This is a genomic window from Novosphingobium beihaiense (assembly GCF_022832375.1).
Taxonomy (GTDB): domain Bacteria; phylum Pseudomonadota; class Alphaproteobacteria; order Sphingomonadales; family Sphingomonadaceae; genus Novosphingobium; species Novosphingobium beihaiensis.
This window is the reverse complement of record NZ_JALHLG010000003.1, coordinates 160,532-173,625: the sequence shown is the minus strand read 5'-3', so window position 1 is coordinate 173,625 and position 13,094 is coordinate 160,532. Positions and strand designations below refer to the sequence as shown.

Here is a 13,094-nt window from a genome sequence, read left to right as displayed (position 1 = left end):
CAAGTGGGAAAGACGGCCCCTCAGGCCGGGGCGTAAGTGATGATATCGCCCGCACTCACGCCCAGCAGTCCGGCCGCCTGCTCGTCGAGCGCCACGCCGCCTTCGGTTTCGCGTGCATGCCCCAGGCAGGCGCGGAAATCTGCAAGGCGGCCGCAGGAGACGATGTGCGTAGGGCTGTCGTCTTCCGCTGAGACCAGCGCCGTCACTGTTGCATCCTTGGCTTCGCGGACAGTGCGGATGCGGTCGGTATCGGCCATCATCGAGGGGCCGCCGTCGAAGATGTCGATATAATTCTGGAACTTGAAGCCCTCGTTCTCCAGCATCCGCATTGCCGGGCGGCCCGAATAGTGCGGCTGGCCCATGACTTGCCGCGCGCCTTCGGAAAGCAGCGCGGTGTAGATCGGGTGCTTGGGCATGAGATCGGCGATGAACTGGTTGCCGTGCCTTGCGTTGAATTCGTCGGCATCGCGAAAGCTCATGTCGAAGAAGCGCCCGGCAAGGCCGTCCCAGAACGGCGAGTTGCCGGCATCGTCGATCGCGCCGCGCAGTTCGGCCAGGGTGCGGTCGGCGAAGCGGGCGCGGTGGGCGCGGATGAACAGGTAGCGGCTGCGCGCCAGCAGCTTGCCCACGCCCGAAGAGCGCTCGGTAGGATCGAGATAGAGCCCGCCCACTTCGCTCGATCCGTCGAGATCGGTGCACAAAGTGAGCATCTCGGCGCGGAACGTGCGGTCCAGTTCCTTGGAATGCTGGGTGATGCGGCCGATGCGGTAGGAGTAGAACGGCAGCTCGGTGCCCACTTGCGACATGATCTGGCAGGTGCCGCGCACTTTGCCGGTCTCGGTGTCTTCGAGGATGAAGACGAACAGATCATTGTTCAGCGTATCTTCGGGCCGGGCGAAGGCCATGGCGGCGCGGTGCAGCTTCTCCTGCAGCGTCGGTTTGTCGGGCGGCAGGTTGGTGAAGCCGCCGCCGGTGCCCTTGGCCATGCGGTAGAGCGCGTCGAGGTCTTTTTCGCGGGCGGTTCTGAGGAGAAAGCTCATAGAGTGATACCCTGCCGGTCCAGACGGTGCATGACCAGGGCCGTCAGCCGTGCGCGGGCGTCGAGCGAACTGGCGAGCAGGAATTCGTCCGGGGAGTGGATGGAGCCGCCGAGCGCGCCCATGGTGTCTAGCACCGGCACGCCGCAGGCGGCGATGTTGTTGCCGTCGCACACGCCGCCGGTGTCCTTCCAGCGCATCGCCTGCCCGAGGTCGGCGGCGGCCTGCGAGACGAGGCCGTAGAGCGCCTCGGTTTCGGAGCCGATCGGTTTGGGCGGGCGCGATACGCCGCCGGTAAGGTGGATCGAGACGTCGTGTTCCGCTGCCACTTCGGCAATGGCGGCATCGATCATCGCCTGAGCCACCTCGGCCAGTTCCGGCGTGCGCGGGCGCAGGTTGAAATGGAGAATGGCGAGATCGGGCACCGTGTTGTTGGGCGCGCCGCCCTCGATCCGCGCCGGATTGACCGAGAGCCCCTCGCGCCGTCCGGCCGCCAGTTTCAGGGCGAGATCGCCCGCCGCGACGACGGCATTGCGCCCGTCCTGCGGATTGCGGCCCGCATGGGCGGACTTGCCGTGGATTATCGCGGCATAGTTGCCCGAGCCGGGCCGCGCGCGGGCCATCGAGCCGTCGGGCAGGGCAGGTTCGTAAGTCAGCGCCGCCATCTTGCCGCGCGCGAGCTGCGCGATCAGCGCTGAGGAGGAGAGCGAGCCGGTCTCCTCGTCGCTGTTGATGAGGACGTCGTAGCCGAGCGTGGGATTGCCGCGTTCATAAGCGGCAAGACCGGCCAGCATCAGCGAGAGGCCGCCTTTCATGTCGGCCGTGCCGGGGCCGTGCAGGGTGTCCTCGTCGAGCCAGTCGCAGGTCTGGAAGGGGTGATCCTTGGCATAGACCGTGTCCATGTGGCCGGTCAGGATCACCCGGCGTTCGGCCTCCGGGCGCACCGAGACGACGAGATGGCGGCCATGGGCGACGGCGCGCATGTGGCCTTCGCTGTCGGCTTTCTCCACCGGCACGGGTTCGGCGAGGCGCACTTCGCCCGGCAGCACGGCGAAGGCCTCGGCCAGCTTCGCGGCCATGGCAGCGAGGCCATCGAGATGGGTCGTGCCGCTGTTGATGGCGGCCCATTCCAACGTGCGCTCCAGAATCGGCGCGCGCTCGATGGGGGCGATGAGGGCCTGTTCTTCGGGCGTCAGGCCGCTCATGCGCGCAGTTTTCCCGAAAGAGCGCCGGTGTTGCCTGCGGCGCTCGCGGCTTCGAAGCTGGCGACGGGATAGGCACAGTAATCGGCCGCGTAATAGGCGCTGGGGCGGTGGTTGCCGCTGTCGCCCAGGCCGCCGAACGGCATCGATCCGGCAGCACCGGTGGTGGGCCGGTTGCGGTTGACCACCCCGGCACGGCATTCGTGGATGAAGCGTTGCCATAGCCCGTCGTCACCGCTGATCAGGCCCGCAGAGAGGCCAAAGCGGGTGTGGTTCGCGGCCATGAGAGCAGCATCGAAATCCGCGACGCGGCGCACTTGCAGGACGGGCGCGAAAATCTCCTCGTCCGGCACGCCCACGCCGGTGACATCGAACAGCGCCGGGGTGACGAAGGCGGCGCTGCGCCCCTCGATCCCGGTGAAGGGGCGGATCACTTTCGCGCCGTGCTCCACCAGCGCTTCGGCGCGGGCCATGGCCGACGTGGCGGCGGCATCGGAGATCAGCGGGCCGATGTAGGGTTCTGGCGTCTCGTTCCATGCACCGATGGCCAGCCGTCCGGCAAGTTCCTCGACGGCGGCGGTGAGTGCAGTGCCGAAATCATTGTCCGGCACGATCAGCCGCCGCGCGCAGGAGCAGCGCTGGCCGGTGGTGACGAAGGCGGACTGGACGACGATGGCGGCGGCTTCGTCCACATCGCCGTCCCATGCGACGAGCGGATTGTTGCCGCCCAGTTCGAGCGCCAGGATCACGTCGGGCCGGTCCGCGAAGATGCGGCGGAAATGCGCGCCTGCCGCCGCCGAGCCAGTGAAGAGCAGTCCGTCGATCGGGCCGGAGACCAGCGCCTCGCCGGTTTCGCGTGCGCCTTGCAGGATCTGGAACACGCCGTCCGGCAGGCCCGCTTCCGCCCAGCATTCGGCCATCGCCGCGCCGGTCGCCGGGGTCATTTCGCTCGGCTTGAACACCACCGTGTTGCCCGCGAGCAGGGCCGGGACGATGTGGCCGTTGGGCAAGTGGCCGGGGAAGTTGAACGGGCCCAGCACGGCCATCACCCCATGCGGGCGGTGGCGCAGCACGGCCTGGCCGAAGGGCATGTCCGTATGCTTCTCGCCCGCACGCTCGGCCTGCGCGGCGATGGAGATGCCGACTTTGCCGATCATCGAGCCCGCTTCGGCAAGACCTTCCCAGCGCGGCTTGCCGGTTTCGCGGCAAATCGTTTCGGCCAAGGCCTCCTTGCGGGTTTCGAGTGCGGCCTTGAAGCGCTGCACGGCTTCCACGCGCGCTTCCACGGGCAGCGCTGCCCATTGCGGGAAGGCGCTGCGGGCGCGGTGCAGGGCGGCGGTCACCTGATCGCGGCTGGCCATTTCGCCTTCCCAGACGAGATCGCCGGTGGCGGGATCGAAGGATTGCAGCATAGTGGTCATTGGGCTCTCGTGACTGCGAAGATACCGGTGGCGTTGCCGCTGTCGAACGTGAGGTCGAGCAGGCCGGTGGCCGGGTCAGTATCGCGGGTGATGAATTCGTAGAACGATCCCGGCACGTCCATCACCGTCTCGCTGCCGTCGGGCAGCCGGAACGGGCGGCTGACGGTGTCGGCGAGGATCGCGGTCTGGCGCACGCGGCCGTTCTGCGAGACTTCGACGGCGGGCTTCATCGGATAGCCTTCCGCTTTCAACTCTTTGGCCAGCGCGGTGACATCGGGCACGCGGGTGGTGGCGTGGTTGAAGGCATTGCCTTCGGTGGCGATCCAGCCGCCTTCCTTGCTGTGTTCCAGCAGCGCGCGGTAATCCTCCAGCGCAGGGGCCGGGTGCTGCCGGCCGAAGGCGCGCAGCAGGCCTTTCACGATGGTTTCGGCTTCTTCCATTGAGCAGGTGCCGTCGCGGGCCAGAGTGTCGAGCGCGGCCTGTTCGGCCTTGCCCAGCGGATCGCTGGAGGCGCCGAAAATCCGTTCCGCCGCGGCCTGAGCCGCCTCGGGCAGTTCGCTGACGTGCAATTCGGAAACAAAGAACTGCGGGATCGTTTCCGGAAAATCGCGGTGCACGAAAGCGCGGCCGGTCATCTTCAGGGCGGGCAGGGGATAGAGGCCGCCCACTTCATAGCCCAGAGGCGCCAGAATGCGCGCGAAGGCGGTGTAGCCCCGGGGCAGCGCACCGCAAGGGCCATCGATCGTGCGCAGGGCGCCGTGATCGAAGACGATTGGCTCACCCGTGGCACGCACGGCTTGCACATAGCGGGCGGCGGTGGGCACGCGGTCCACCAGATCGAGGAACAGCGCCGCATTGAGCGCTATGGCCACGTGTGCGCGGCTGGGGCGGCTGGAGCTGCCGCGCAAGTCCGGCGCGATGGCCAGTGTTTCCAGCGTCCATGCGGCGCGGGCCTCGCCAACCGCGGCAGCGAGCAGGTGTGCGAGTGTTTCCGCATCGTGGGCGGCATTGGCAGTGGGGGGAGCCATGACATCCTCGTTGTTCAATTGTTGCGTGTGGGCGGAACATTAGGAACTTGGCAGGGGGAAGTCCATGCGCCGCCGGTCTGGGGGCGGGATAACCTTCCCAAAGGGGGATGACGCCCCGGCGATGCACGGCGGTCTTGGGCTCCGATGACTGGACAGGCTCCCGTCCAGACGCTTCCATGGCGAGAAACGCCGCATCGGCGGGAGAAGGAAAAGCACATGGCGGCGATCAGCACGGGTTTTATTGGAATTGGCAGTCAGGGCGGGCCGATGGCGCACCGGATGCTGCTGCGCTTTCCGCTCACGGTCTGGGCGCGGCGCCCGGAAGTGACCGCAGAATTTGCCGAAAAAGGCGCGACCGTCGCGGCTAGCGTTGAGGAATTGGGCGCGGCTTGCGATCACGTAGGACTGTGCGTGGTCAACGATGCCGACGTGCTGGAAATTTGCGGGCGGCTGGTGCCCGCGATGAAGCCGGGCAGCCTGCTGGCGCTGCATTCCACGATCCTGCCCGAAACCGCGATCAGGGTGGAGGCGCTGTGCGGCAGCCATGGCGTGGCCATGGTCGATGCCCCCGTCAGCGGCGGCGCGCCGGGCGCCGAGGCAGGCACGATGACGGTGATGTGCGGCGGATCGCAGGCGGCTTTCGATCAGGCAAAGCCGGTGTTCGAAAGCTTCGGCAAGCTGATCGTGCTGCTCGGCGGCGCGGGCGCGGGGCAGAAAGCCAAGATCGTCAACAACACGCTGATGGCCGCCAACATGGGCCTGGCACAGGCCGCGCTGCAGGCGGGCGAGGCGCTGGGTGTGGACCGCAAGGCGCTCGCCGAACTGGTCAAGGCCAGCTCCGGCCGCAGCTTTGGTTTCGAAGTCTATGCCCGCATTCCTGAGCCGCGCGCGTTCGAACACGGCGCGAAGATGCTGCTCAAGGACACCAACCTGCTTGCCAGCATCTTGCCCGGCAGCGCGGATACGGCGATGCTGGAGAGTGTGGCGAAGTCGTTCCTGCTGCTGGCGACCGAGGGATAGAAACAGCGTGCCGGGCTAGGCTGGTGGCTGTGTTTCGTCCGTCATGCCAGGATGCCAGCCGCTCTGTGCCAGAATGGCGTCAGGGTCTTCGAGCTTTAGCAGCACGCGAAGGGCCGCGCGCTTGTCCTTGGCTTTCTGGTAGTAGGCTTTCGCAATGCGGTATCCGACCCAATAGCCGAGATCGCCGGGATGCTCGGGCGTCCCCGGGCCATTGTAGAGCCAGGCGGAGATATCGGTACTGTCCTTGTCCAGAAGGAATTTTCCCTCGATCTCTCGCTCGTGCCCCTTGGTCCAGTTCGCGAGATGTGTGTTGCTCACGCTGCCGGAGGTGAGCCAGGCCATCAGTTCCGCCACGCCCTCGGTCAGCGATTGCTTGAGGAGGTTTGCCGGAATTGTTCCGTCATTGAGTTCGGGCGCCTGCTGGATGTGCCCATATTCATGCGCAATCAGATGCAAGAGCCGGTCGGAGAGATCGGCTTCCAGCCAGTTCGAACGGCAAGTCACTTCCAATCCAATCAGCACGCCGGATTCGCCGGTCGTTCCACCACTGTTGTTGCGGCCGATCAAAATGGTCACGGGGGGGAACGTTGCGTCTGGATCGAGTTCGGCCAACTTGCGAAAGGCGTTTTTAAGTCGAGCCGATACTGTGGGCAGAACATTCAAGCATTGGCGTGCATGATCATAGACCTCGGGGTTCCCGGCAATAGCTTTGGCCAGCGCTTCGCCCGAGACGATCCGGTACGGCACGAACTGGCGAACACCGTCGGTGCCGCCTTCGATATACTCCCGTTGCAGAACTTCTGCCGAAGGCTTGCCTTTGGCAGCGTCGTAGATGGCATAGAATCTTGCGACGTCACTGGTGCGAATTTCCGCCGTCTGGCGTGTGTCGGCGTATGCGGCACCGTCAGGAACCGCATGCATCGCAAGGGCGGCCACAGCGCCAAGCCAATTCAGTTTACCCATGCGCGCCAAACTCGTTCGCCAGCGCCGTGGTGATCCGGAGCGACAGGGCGTGTGAGCGCGCGATCGGATCGATGAAGTCCTTGTGGATCTGTGCATAGCCTGCCGCGCTGGAATCCGGGTACTCGCTCGGCGCGTCGATGGCGAAGTCGCTGATCGAGGGGAAGTGGACCGGGAAGGCGCGGCGCAGCTGGGCAAGGCCGTCTTCCACGCGCAGGCTGAAGAACATCTCCAGCACGTCGTCGCGGCTGATGTCGTTGGCGCGGCTGAAAGGCGGGACCATGACCGCGCGCAGGAACATGTGCTTGAACAGCGCGATGCGCAGCGCCTGCAGCGCGCCGAGGCTGCGGCGGGTGTGTTCGCGGTCCTTGATCGGCGGGTCTTCGTCCGGGATCAGGTCGAGCAGCTTGTGCAGTTTCAGCGCATCGACGCGCAGGCGCGAGGCGAGGCGGCGGAACACGCCGGTGCGGTCATCCTTGGTGAGGTATTCCGCCAGCGTCAGGCAGGCCTCGGAAATGTGCTGCTCGTGCCCGCGATAGGGGCGGCTGGCCCAGTAGGCCGAATTGAACAGCTCGCCATAGGCCGCCGCCGTCTTGATCGAGGCGAGCGCGTTCGCCGCGCGCACCAGTCGCACCAGTTGCCGCCCGCGCGCGCTTTCGGTCAGCATTTCGGCGATCTCCTCGCGGTTGCCGTCCGACGCGGTGCCCATGCCCGCGATCACGTTGACCGGATAGCCGAGCTGCTGGAGGATCGCGTTGTGCGGGATCGCGCGGATCTGGCGCAGGCTCATCGTGCGGTCGGCGGCAAGGTCCGACTGGCGGCGCGACTTGCGGCTCCCGGTATCGTTGAGCAGGCCGAGGCCGAAAGCCGTGATCGCCCGGCTGTAGGTCGCGCTTTCGAGGTGTTCGTGCTGCACCCGGCGGATCGCGCGGTAGAAATCGAGGCTAAGGTCGGTGCGGCGGTAGAACACGTCGGTCGGCGCGTTGATGTCCGCACCCCATAGCGGCTTTTCGGCCATGCGGGTGAGCATCGCCAGCGCCAGCTCGTCTGAACCGAACCACAGATAGCCGTCGCCGCCCTGAAACGAGACTTCGGGCTCCAGCCGGATCCCGGCGCGCAGGAAGCGGCGGCGGGCCCAGGGCGGCATCTGCCAGTCGAAACGGTCGTCCACGCTGGAGGGGTGGCAGCCGCGGCCCATCGATTCGCCGCCGGTGTTGAAGATCAGCGCGGCGACATCGGTGAGCCCGTTGGCCACCATGGCCTCGGCCAGGCGCCCGTGCAGGCGCTCGATGGCAAGCGCCGCCGGGATCTGGCCGACGAAGCGGCCCGCGTCCGAAAAGCCCGTCTGGATCGAGATGCGCCCGCGCTTCTTGGCGTATTCGCGGTAGGCCGGTTCGGACAGCACCGCATCGAGGAAGCGGCCGCCGTGTTCCAGCGCGGATTCGGTCTCGAACAGGGGGGAGACGTCCACCTTGTCCTCGATCCCGAATTTCTTGGCGAAATAGAGCGCGGCCAGCACGGTGGTCGGCTGTTCGCACTCGGCCACCAGCATCCGGATCGGCGCATCGGCGTCGATATGGCCAAGGATCTGCGCCATGGCGAGGAACTGGCGCACGGCGGTGCTGTTCTCGATCGCGAGCGCGGCGAAATTGGACTTCAGCGGTTTCACGTCCGCCAGCAGCTCGCGCATTTTCATCAGTGCGGCCTGGCTGGCGAGGCTGAGCTTGCCGTCCGGATCGATGCGGCGGCGGATCGCGTTCTGGAGCTGCGAGGCATTCACGCGGAAGTGAATCCAGCCCATGCCGAGGCCGTCCGCGCGCATGGCGGCGGCGGTGACGAGCAGCTTGCAGGCGGCCTCCTGCCCGGCGTGGCGGGCCTCTTCCTCCAGCTCCGCAATCACGCCGGAGAGGCTGGTGAGCTTGTCCGGATGATCGGCCGTCAGCGCATTGGCAGCGGCGGAAAGCGCTTCGGGCTCGCTCAGGTCCCGGCTGAAATTGGCGGCCATTTCCGCCGTATGCGCCGCCGCGCGGGCGAGGCGGGCGGCGATTTCGGGCTCCAGCCCTTCGAGGCTCTTGGCATAGCCGGACAGGCGCTGCGCCTTTTCCTGCAGGCGGTAGCGGATCGAGGTGGACCAGCCGATATCGGTGCGCCCGTCCATGTCATAACCGACCCAGGAGGCGAAGCGCACCGGCATCGGTTGCAGGCTTTTCCAGCGCTTGGGCCAGCGGGCGGCGGCGATGTCGAACAGGCGGGCGCAGATGCGGTCGCGCGCTTTCTGACCCTTGGCGATGGCGGCCATGGCCTTTTCGTGTTCGAGATCGAGCGTGATGGTGTCGCGCTCGGCCGAAGCGACGCAAACGGTGGCATCGCTGTGATCGCCGGTCGAGGCCGAACGGGCGACGGCTTCGGTCTGCGCGCTGGTGAGCAGGAACGTGGGATGCGCGGTGAAGACGACATGCGCGGCCGGACGCTGCCAGCGCACGGCGAACGCGGTGAAGTCGTCTTCATCCGCCGCCGCGTCGAGCCGGGCGTCGTTTTCTTCGAGAGAGACAGTTTCGAGCACGCGGCCGAGGCGGATGGCGCGGGCGCGCAGCCCCTCGCATTCCATCTCGGCCACGAGAGCCTCGATATCGTCGAGGCTCATTTCGCCGTTTTCCAGCTTGCGCGACAGTTCTATGCCGAGCTGGAAGACCGGATTGTAAAGCGGCGTCTGCGCCGTCAGCTTGTGGAGTTCCTGAAGACGGGCTTCGAGATCCGCGACGGTGGAGAGCGCCGGGCCGGTCATCGAGCGAGCCCTGCCGCCGCGCGGGCCGTCGCCTCGATCCTGGCCACATCGGGCGCCCCCTTGGGTACCATCCAGCTTCCGCCCACGCAGAGCACGGCATCGAGGGCCAGCCAGTCCGGCGCGTTGTCCATGGTTACGCCGCCGGTGGGGCAGAACTTCGCGGCCGCCAGCGGGGCCGAGATCGCCTTCAGCGCGGGCGGGCCGCCCGCCGCCATGGCGGGGAAGAACTTCAGCCGGTCGAATCCGAGTTCGAGCGCGAACATCACGTCGCTGGCATTGGCGGTCCCGGGCAGGAAGGGGATGCCGGACTTGGCGGCGGCTTCGCCCAGCTTGGGCGTGAGGCCCGGCGAGACGATGAACTCGGCGCCCGCGTCGATCGACTTCGCCAGATCTTCGGGCGTGAGTACGGTGCCTGCGCCGACGACGGCGCCGGGAACCTGCTTCATCACCTTGATCGCCTCGATCGCGCATTCGGTGCGCAGCGTGACTTCCAGCGCGGGCAGCCCGCCTGCGACCAGCGCTTCGGCGATGGGCAGCGCGTGTTCGATATCCTCGATCACCAGCACCGGGATGACCGGGGCCAGAAGCATGACCTTTTCGACGGCGGCGGATGAAGTGGTCATTATTGCAGATGCTCCCTGGCGAAAGCGGCAGCCGCGCCGAACAGGCCGGGCTGCGGATGAGTGATAAGCTTGACGGGAAGCCCCGCCATCATGCTGGCAAAACGGCCCTTGGCGCGGAAACGTTCCGCAAAGCCCGATTTCTGGATGGTCTCGCGGATACGGTAGCCAAGCCCGCCCGCGATCACGACGCCCGAGGCGCCCTGCGCCAGGGCATAGTCGCCCGCCGCTGCGCCCAGCGACAGGCAGAACCGGTCGACGGCGGCAGCGGCAAGGCTGTCTTCGCCCGAAGTGCCCGCCGTCCAGATTTCGACATCGCTCAGTTCCACGACCGCGCGGTGCTCCATGGCGGCCAGCGTCTGGTAGATATCGACAATGGCGGGGCCAGAGACGACGCGCTCCACCGAGACTCGGTTATGGCGCTTGCGCAGCCGGGCGAGGATGGCGTCCTCGATCAGGTCGAGCGGCGCGAAGTCGATATGGCCGCCTTCGGTCGCCTGCACATGGTAGCCGCCCTTTCCGTCGCGCCAGACATGGGCGACGCCGAGGCCGGTGCCGGGGCCCAGCACGCTCAGCGTGCCCGAGGCGGGCAGCGGCGTTTCGGGCCCGGTGAGGTGGATGTAGTCATCCTCATGCGCGCGGGCGACGGCATGGCCGACGGCGGCGAAATCGTTGACGATGGTGTGGCGCGTGGGGCCGAGCATCTCTTCGATGCGGCCGGGGCGCAGGATCCAGGGGTTGTTGGTGAACTTGATGATCTCTCCGCCCACCGGCCCGGCGACGGACATCGCGACGGACGGGGGCAGGGTGCCGCCGTTCATCTCGCGAAAGGCCTGCCAGGCGAGCTGGAAGCTGCCGTGGTCCTTGGTGTGGAGGGTGGCCGGTTCGCCCAGCGTGATCGTGCCGTCCGGCGCCACAGTGGCGATGGCGAAGCGGGCGTGGGTGCCGCCGATATCGACGGCGACGAGTTCAGTCATGCCGCTCTCCATCTTCAATCCTCCCTGTTCCGCTTGCGGAATGGGGAGGGGGACCGCCCGCGCAGCGGGTGGTGGAGGGGGCAGAAACCCCTCCGTCACGCACTTCGTGCGCGCCACCTCCCCATCCCCTGCGGGGACAGGGAGGATTTTGTGGCGTGATCGCTGTCATAGCCCTGCCGCCTCCAGCATGGCCGAGCCGCCCTGTTCGGCGCCGCCTGCGCCCATGCGGAACATCGCGAAGAGTTCGCGGCCCATGCCTATGGCTTCGGCAGGTGCCGCTGCCGGTTCGCGGCCTGTAAGATCGGCGGCGGTCGAAAGCGAACCGTCCTCGGCGGACAGGCGCACCACATCGCCATCGCGCAGATAGGCGAGCGGGCCGGGCTTGCCGTCCTTGGCCAGCGCTTCGGGCGTGACGTGGATGGCGGCGGGGACTTTGCCCGATGCGCCCGACATGCGCCCGTCGGTGACGAGGGCGACCTTGAAGCCGCGATCCTGCAGCACGCCGAGCGGCGGCGTCAGCTTGTGCAGTTCGGGCATGCCATTGGCGCGCGGGCCCTGGAAACGCACGACGACGACCACGTCCTTGTCCAGCTCGCCTGCCTTGAATGCGGCGCTGACCGCTTCCTGCGTGTCGAACACGCGGCAGGGCGCCTCGATGGTCCAGCGCTCCTTGTCGACCGCGCTGGTCTTGAAGGTGCCGCGCCCGAGATTGCCCGAGACGAGACGCATGCCGCCATCAGGCTGGAACGGGTCGGAAACGGGGCGCAGCATGGTGTCGTCGCCGGTTTCGGCGGGGGCGGGGGTCCAGGCGAGGGTATCGTCCATCAGCACCGGTTCGCTGGCATAGGCGCTCATCCCGCCTTCGGCCACGGTGAGGATATCGCCATGGGCGAGCCCCGCGCCGAGCAGTTCCTTTACCACCCAGGCCATGCCGCCTGCGGCGTGGAAGTGGTTCACGTCGCCCGAGCCGTTGGGATAGACGCGGGTGAGGAGGGGAACGGCGGCAGACAGCTCGTCGAAATCCTCCCAGTCGATCACGATGCCTGCTGCGCGCGCCATGGCGGGCAGGTGGATCGCATGGTTGGTGGAGCCGCCGGTGGCAAGCAGGCCGATCACGGCATTGACGATGGCCTTTTCGTTCACGACTTCGGCCAGCGGGCGGTAATCGTTGCCCTTCTTGGTCATGGCCGCCAGCCGCTGCACGGCGGCGCGGGTGAGGGCCTGGCGCAGCGGCGTGTTCGGCGGCACGAAAGCGGCGCCCGGCACGTGCAGGCCCATCATCTCCATCATCATCTGGTTGGAGTTGGCGGTGCCGTAGAACGTGCAGGTGCCCGGCGCATGATAGCTGGCGCTCTCGCTCGCGAGCAGATCCTCGCGGCCCACCTTGCCTTCGGCGTAGAGCTGGCGGGTCTTCTGCTTTTCCTTGTTGGAAATGCCGCTGGGCATCGGGCCCGAGGGGATGAAGACGGCGGGCAGATGGCCGAAGCGCAGCGCGCCCATGACCAGACCGGGCACGATCTTGTCGCAGATGCCGAGCAGCGCCACGCCGTCGAACATCGCATGGCTCAGCGCGACGCCGGTGGACAGGGCAATGGTATCGCGGCTGAACAGCGACAGCTCCATGCCGTCAAAACCCTGCGTCACGCCGTCGCACATGGCGGGCACGCCACCCGCGACTTGCGCCGTCGCGCCCACTTCGCGGGCGAAGAGCTTCATCTGCTCAGGGTAGCGGCCATAGGGCTGATGGGCGCTGAGCATGTCGTTGTAGGCGGTGACGATGCCGAGGTTGATGGCGCCACCGGTGGCGATGGCGGGCTTGTCCTCGCCCGAGGCGGCGAAGCCGTGGGCAAGGTTGGAGCATGACAGGAAGCTGCGGTCGGAATGACGGTCCCGCTCCTGTTCTACAAGGCCAAGATAGCGGTCGCGCGTGGGCTTGGAACGCTCGATGATGCGGTCGGTTACACGCGCGACCACGGGGTTGAGATGGCTCATGGGCTTCTCCTGATCTTTTCTGGCCCGGCCGCGAGGGCTCGCCGGAGGCGCC

At 67.0% G+C, this 13,094-nt stretch carries 10 protein-coding genes; 1 reads left to right on the top strand and 9 read right to left on the bottom strand.

What is annotated here, in order from left to right:
• Window positions 1-20: 20 nt before the first annotated feature.
• The 4 genes from MTR66_RS02110 to MTR66_RS02095 are packed head-to-tail and all read right to left on the bottom strand — an operon-like array spanning window position 21 to window position 4,688.
• On the bottom strand, window positions 21-1,040 hold the full coding sequence (locus MTR66_RS02110) for an arginine N-succinyltransferase (protein ID WP_243917477.1): 1,020 nt from the start codon (window positions 1,038-1,040) through the stop codon (window positions 21-23).
• The gene (locus tag MTR66_RS02105; RefSeq protein ID WP_243917475.1) at window positions 1,037-2,242 is read right to left on the bottom strand and encodes a hydrolase; all 1,206 of its coding nucleotides are present in this window, start codon (window positions 2,240-2,242) and stop codon (window positions 1,037-1,039) included. The genes MTR66_RS02110 and MTR66_RS02105 overlap by 4 nt, the downstream gene beginning before the upstream one ends.
• Window positions 2,239-3,651 (bottom strand): succinylglutamate-semialdehyde dehydrogenase, encoded by a 1,413-nt coding sequence (gene astD / locus MTR66_RS02100; RefSeq protein WP_243917976.1) that lies wholly within the window; start codon window positions 3,649-3,651, stop codon window positions 2,239-2,241. The genes MTR66_RS02105 and astD overlap by 4 nt, the downstream gene beginning before the upstream one ends.
• 5 nt (window positions 3,652-3,656) lie before the next feature.
• Window positions 3,657-4,688: a 2-oxoadipate dioxygenase/decarboxylase family protein gene (locus MTR66_RS02095; RefSeq protein WP_243917473.1), complete on the bottom strand. Its 1,032-nt coding sequence runs from the start codon at window positions 4,686-4,688 to the stop codon at window positions 3,657-3,659.
• A gap of 216 nt (window positions 4,689-4,904) precedes the next feature.
• Here MTR66_RS02095 and MTR66_RS02090 point away from each other — a divergent pair, with 216 nt between their 5' ends.
• On the top strand, window positions 4,905-5,708 hold the full coding sequence (locus MTR66_RS02090) for an NAD(P)-dependent oxidoreductase (RefSeq protein WP_243917471.1): 804 nt from the start codon (window positions 4,905-4,907) through the stop codon (window positions 5,706-5,708).
• 15 nt (window positions 5,709-5,723) lie between these two features.
• On the opposite strand, the gene MTR66_RS02085 is transcribed toward MTR66_RS02090, so the two are convergent.
• The 5 genes from MTR66_RS02085 to edd all read right to left on the bottom strand — a co-directional run bounded on the left by MTR66_RS02085 (window position 5,724) and on the right by edd (window position 13,042).
• A complete protein-coding gene (locus MTR66_RS02085; protein WP_243917469.1) occupies window positions 5,724-6,671 on the bottom strand; it encodes a gliding motility protein GldB-related protein in 948 nt (315 codons plus the stop codon).
• On the bottom strand, window positions 6,664-9,453 hold the full coding sequence (locus MTR66_RS02080; protein ID WP_243917468.1) for a phosphoenolpyruvate carboxylase: 2,790 nt from the start codon (window positions 9,451-9,453) through the stop codon (window positions 6,664-6,666). The genes MTR66_RS02085 and MTR66_RS02080 overlap by 8 nt, the downstream gene beginning before the upstream one ends.
• The gene (gene eda / locus MTR66_RS02075) at window positions 9,450-10,076 is read right to left on the bottom strand and encodes a bifunctional 4-hydroxy-2-oxoglutarate aldolase/2-dehydro-3-deoxy-phosphogluconate aldolase (RefSeq protein WP_243917467.1); all 627 of its coding nucleotides are present in this window, start codon (window positions 10,074-10,076) and stop codon (window positions 9,450-9,452) included. Before eda ends, MTR66_RS02080 begins: the two co-directional genes overlap by 4 nt.
• Window positions 10,076-11,050, bottom strand: a complete 975-nt coding sequence (locus MTR66_RS02070; protein ID WP_243917466.1) for a glucokinase — start codon at window positions 11,048-11,050, stop codon at window positions 10,076-10,078. The genes eda and MTR66_RS02070 overlap by 1 nt, the downstream gene beginning before the upstream one ends.
• A gap of 165 nt (window positions 11,051-11,215) precedes the next feature.
• Window positions 11,216-13,042 (bottom strand): phosphogluconate dehydratase, encoded by a 1,827-nt coding sequence (edd, locus tag MTR66_RS02065; RefSeq protein WP_243917465.1) that lies wholly within the window; start codon window positions 13,040-13,042, stop codon window positions 11,216-11,218.
• Between the last annotated feature and the right edge of the window lie 52 nt (window positions 13,043-13,094).

Bases quoted from the DNA above. Each gene is read 5' to 3' on its own strand.
- MTR66_RS02080 (WP_243917468.1), bottom strand. From the start codon at position 9,453: ATGACCGGCCCGGCGCTCTCCACCGTCGCGGATCTCGAAGCCCGTCTT.
- eda (WP_243917467.1), bottom strand. From the start codon at position 10,076: ATGACCACTTCATCCGCCGCCGTCGAAAAGGTCATGCTTCTGGCCCCG.
- MTR66_RS02090 (WP_243917471.1), top strand. From the start codon at position 4,905: ATGGCGGCGATCAGCACGGGTTTTATTGGAATTGGCAGTCAGGGCGGG.
- astD (WP_243917976.1), bottom strand. From the start codon at position 3,651: ATGCTGCAATCCTTCGATCCCGCCACCGGCGATCTCGTCTGGGAAGGC.
- MTR66_RS02095 (WP_243917473.1), bottom strand. From the start codon at position 4,688: ATGGCTCCCCCCACTGCCAATGCCGCCCACGATGCGGAAACACTCGCA.
- MTR66_RS02105 (WP_243917475.1), bottom strand. From the start codon at position 2,242: ATGAGCGGCCTGACGCCCGAAGAACAGGCCCTCATCGCCCCCATCGAG.
- edd (WP_243917465.1), bottom strand. From the start codon at position 13,042: ATGAGCCATCTCAACCCCGTGGTCGCGCGTGTAACCGACCGCATCATC.
- MTR66_RS02085 (WP_243917469.1), bottom strand. From the start codon at position 6,671: ATGGGTAAACTGAATTGGCTTGGCGCTGTGGCCGCCCTTGCGATGCAT.
- MTR66_RS02070 (WP_243917466.1), bottom strand. From the start codon at position 11,050: ATGACTGAACTCGTCGCCGTCGATATCGGCGGCACCCACGCCCGCTTC.
- MTR66_RS02110 (WP_243917477.1), bottom strand. From the start codon at position 1,040: ATGAGCTTTCTCCTCAGAACCGCCCGCGAAAAAGACCTCGACGCGCTC.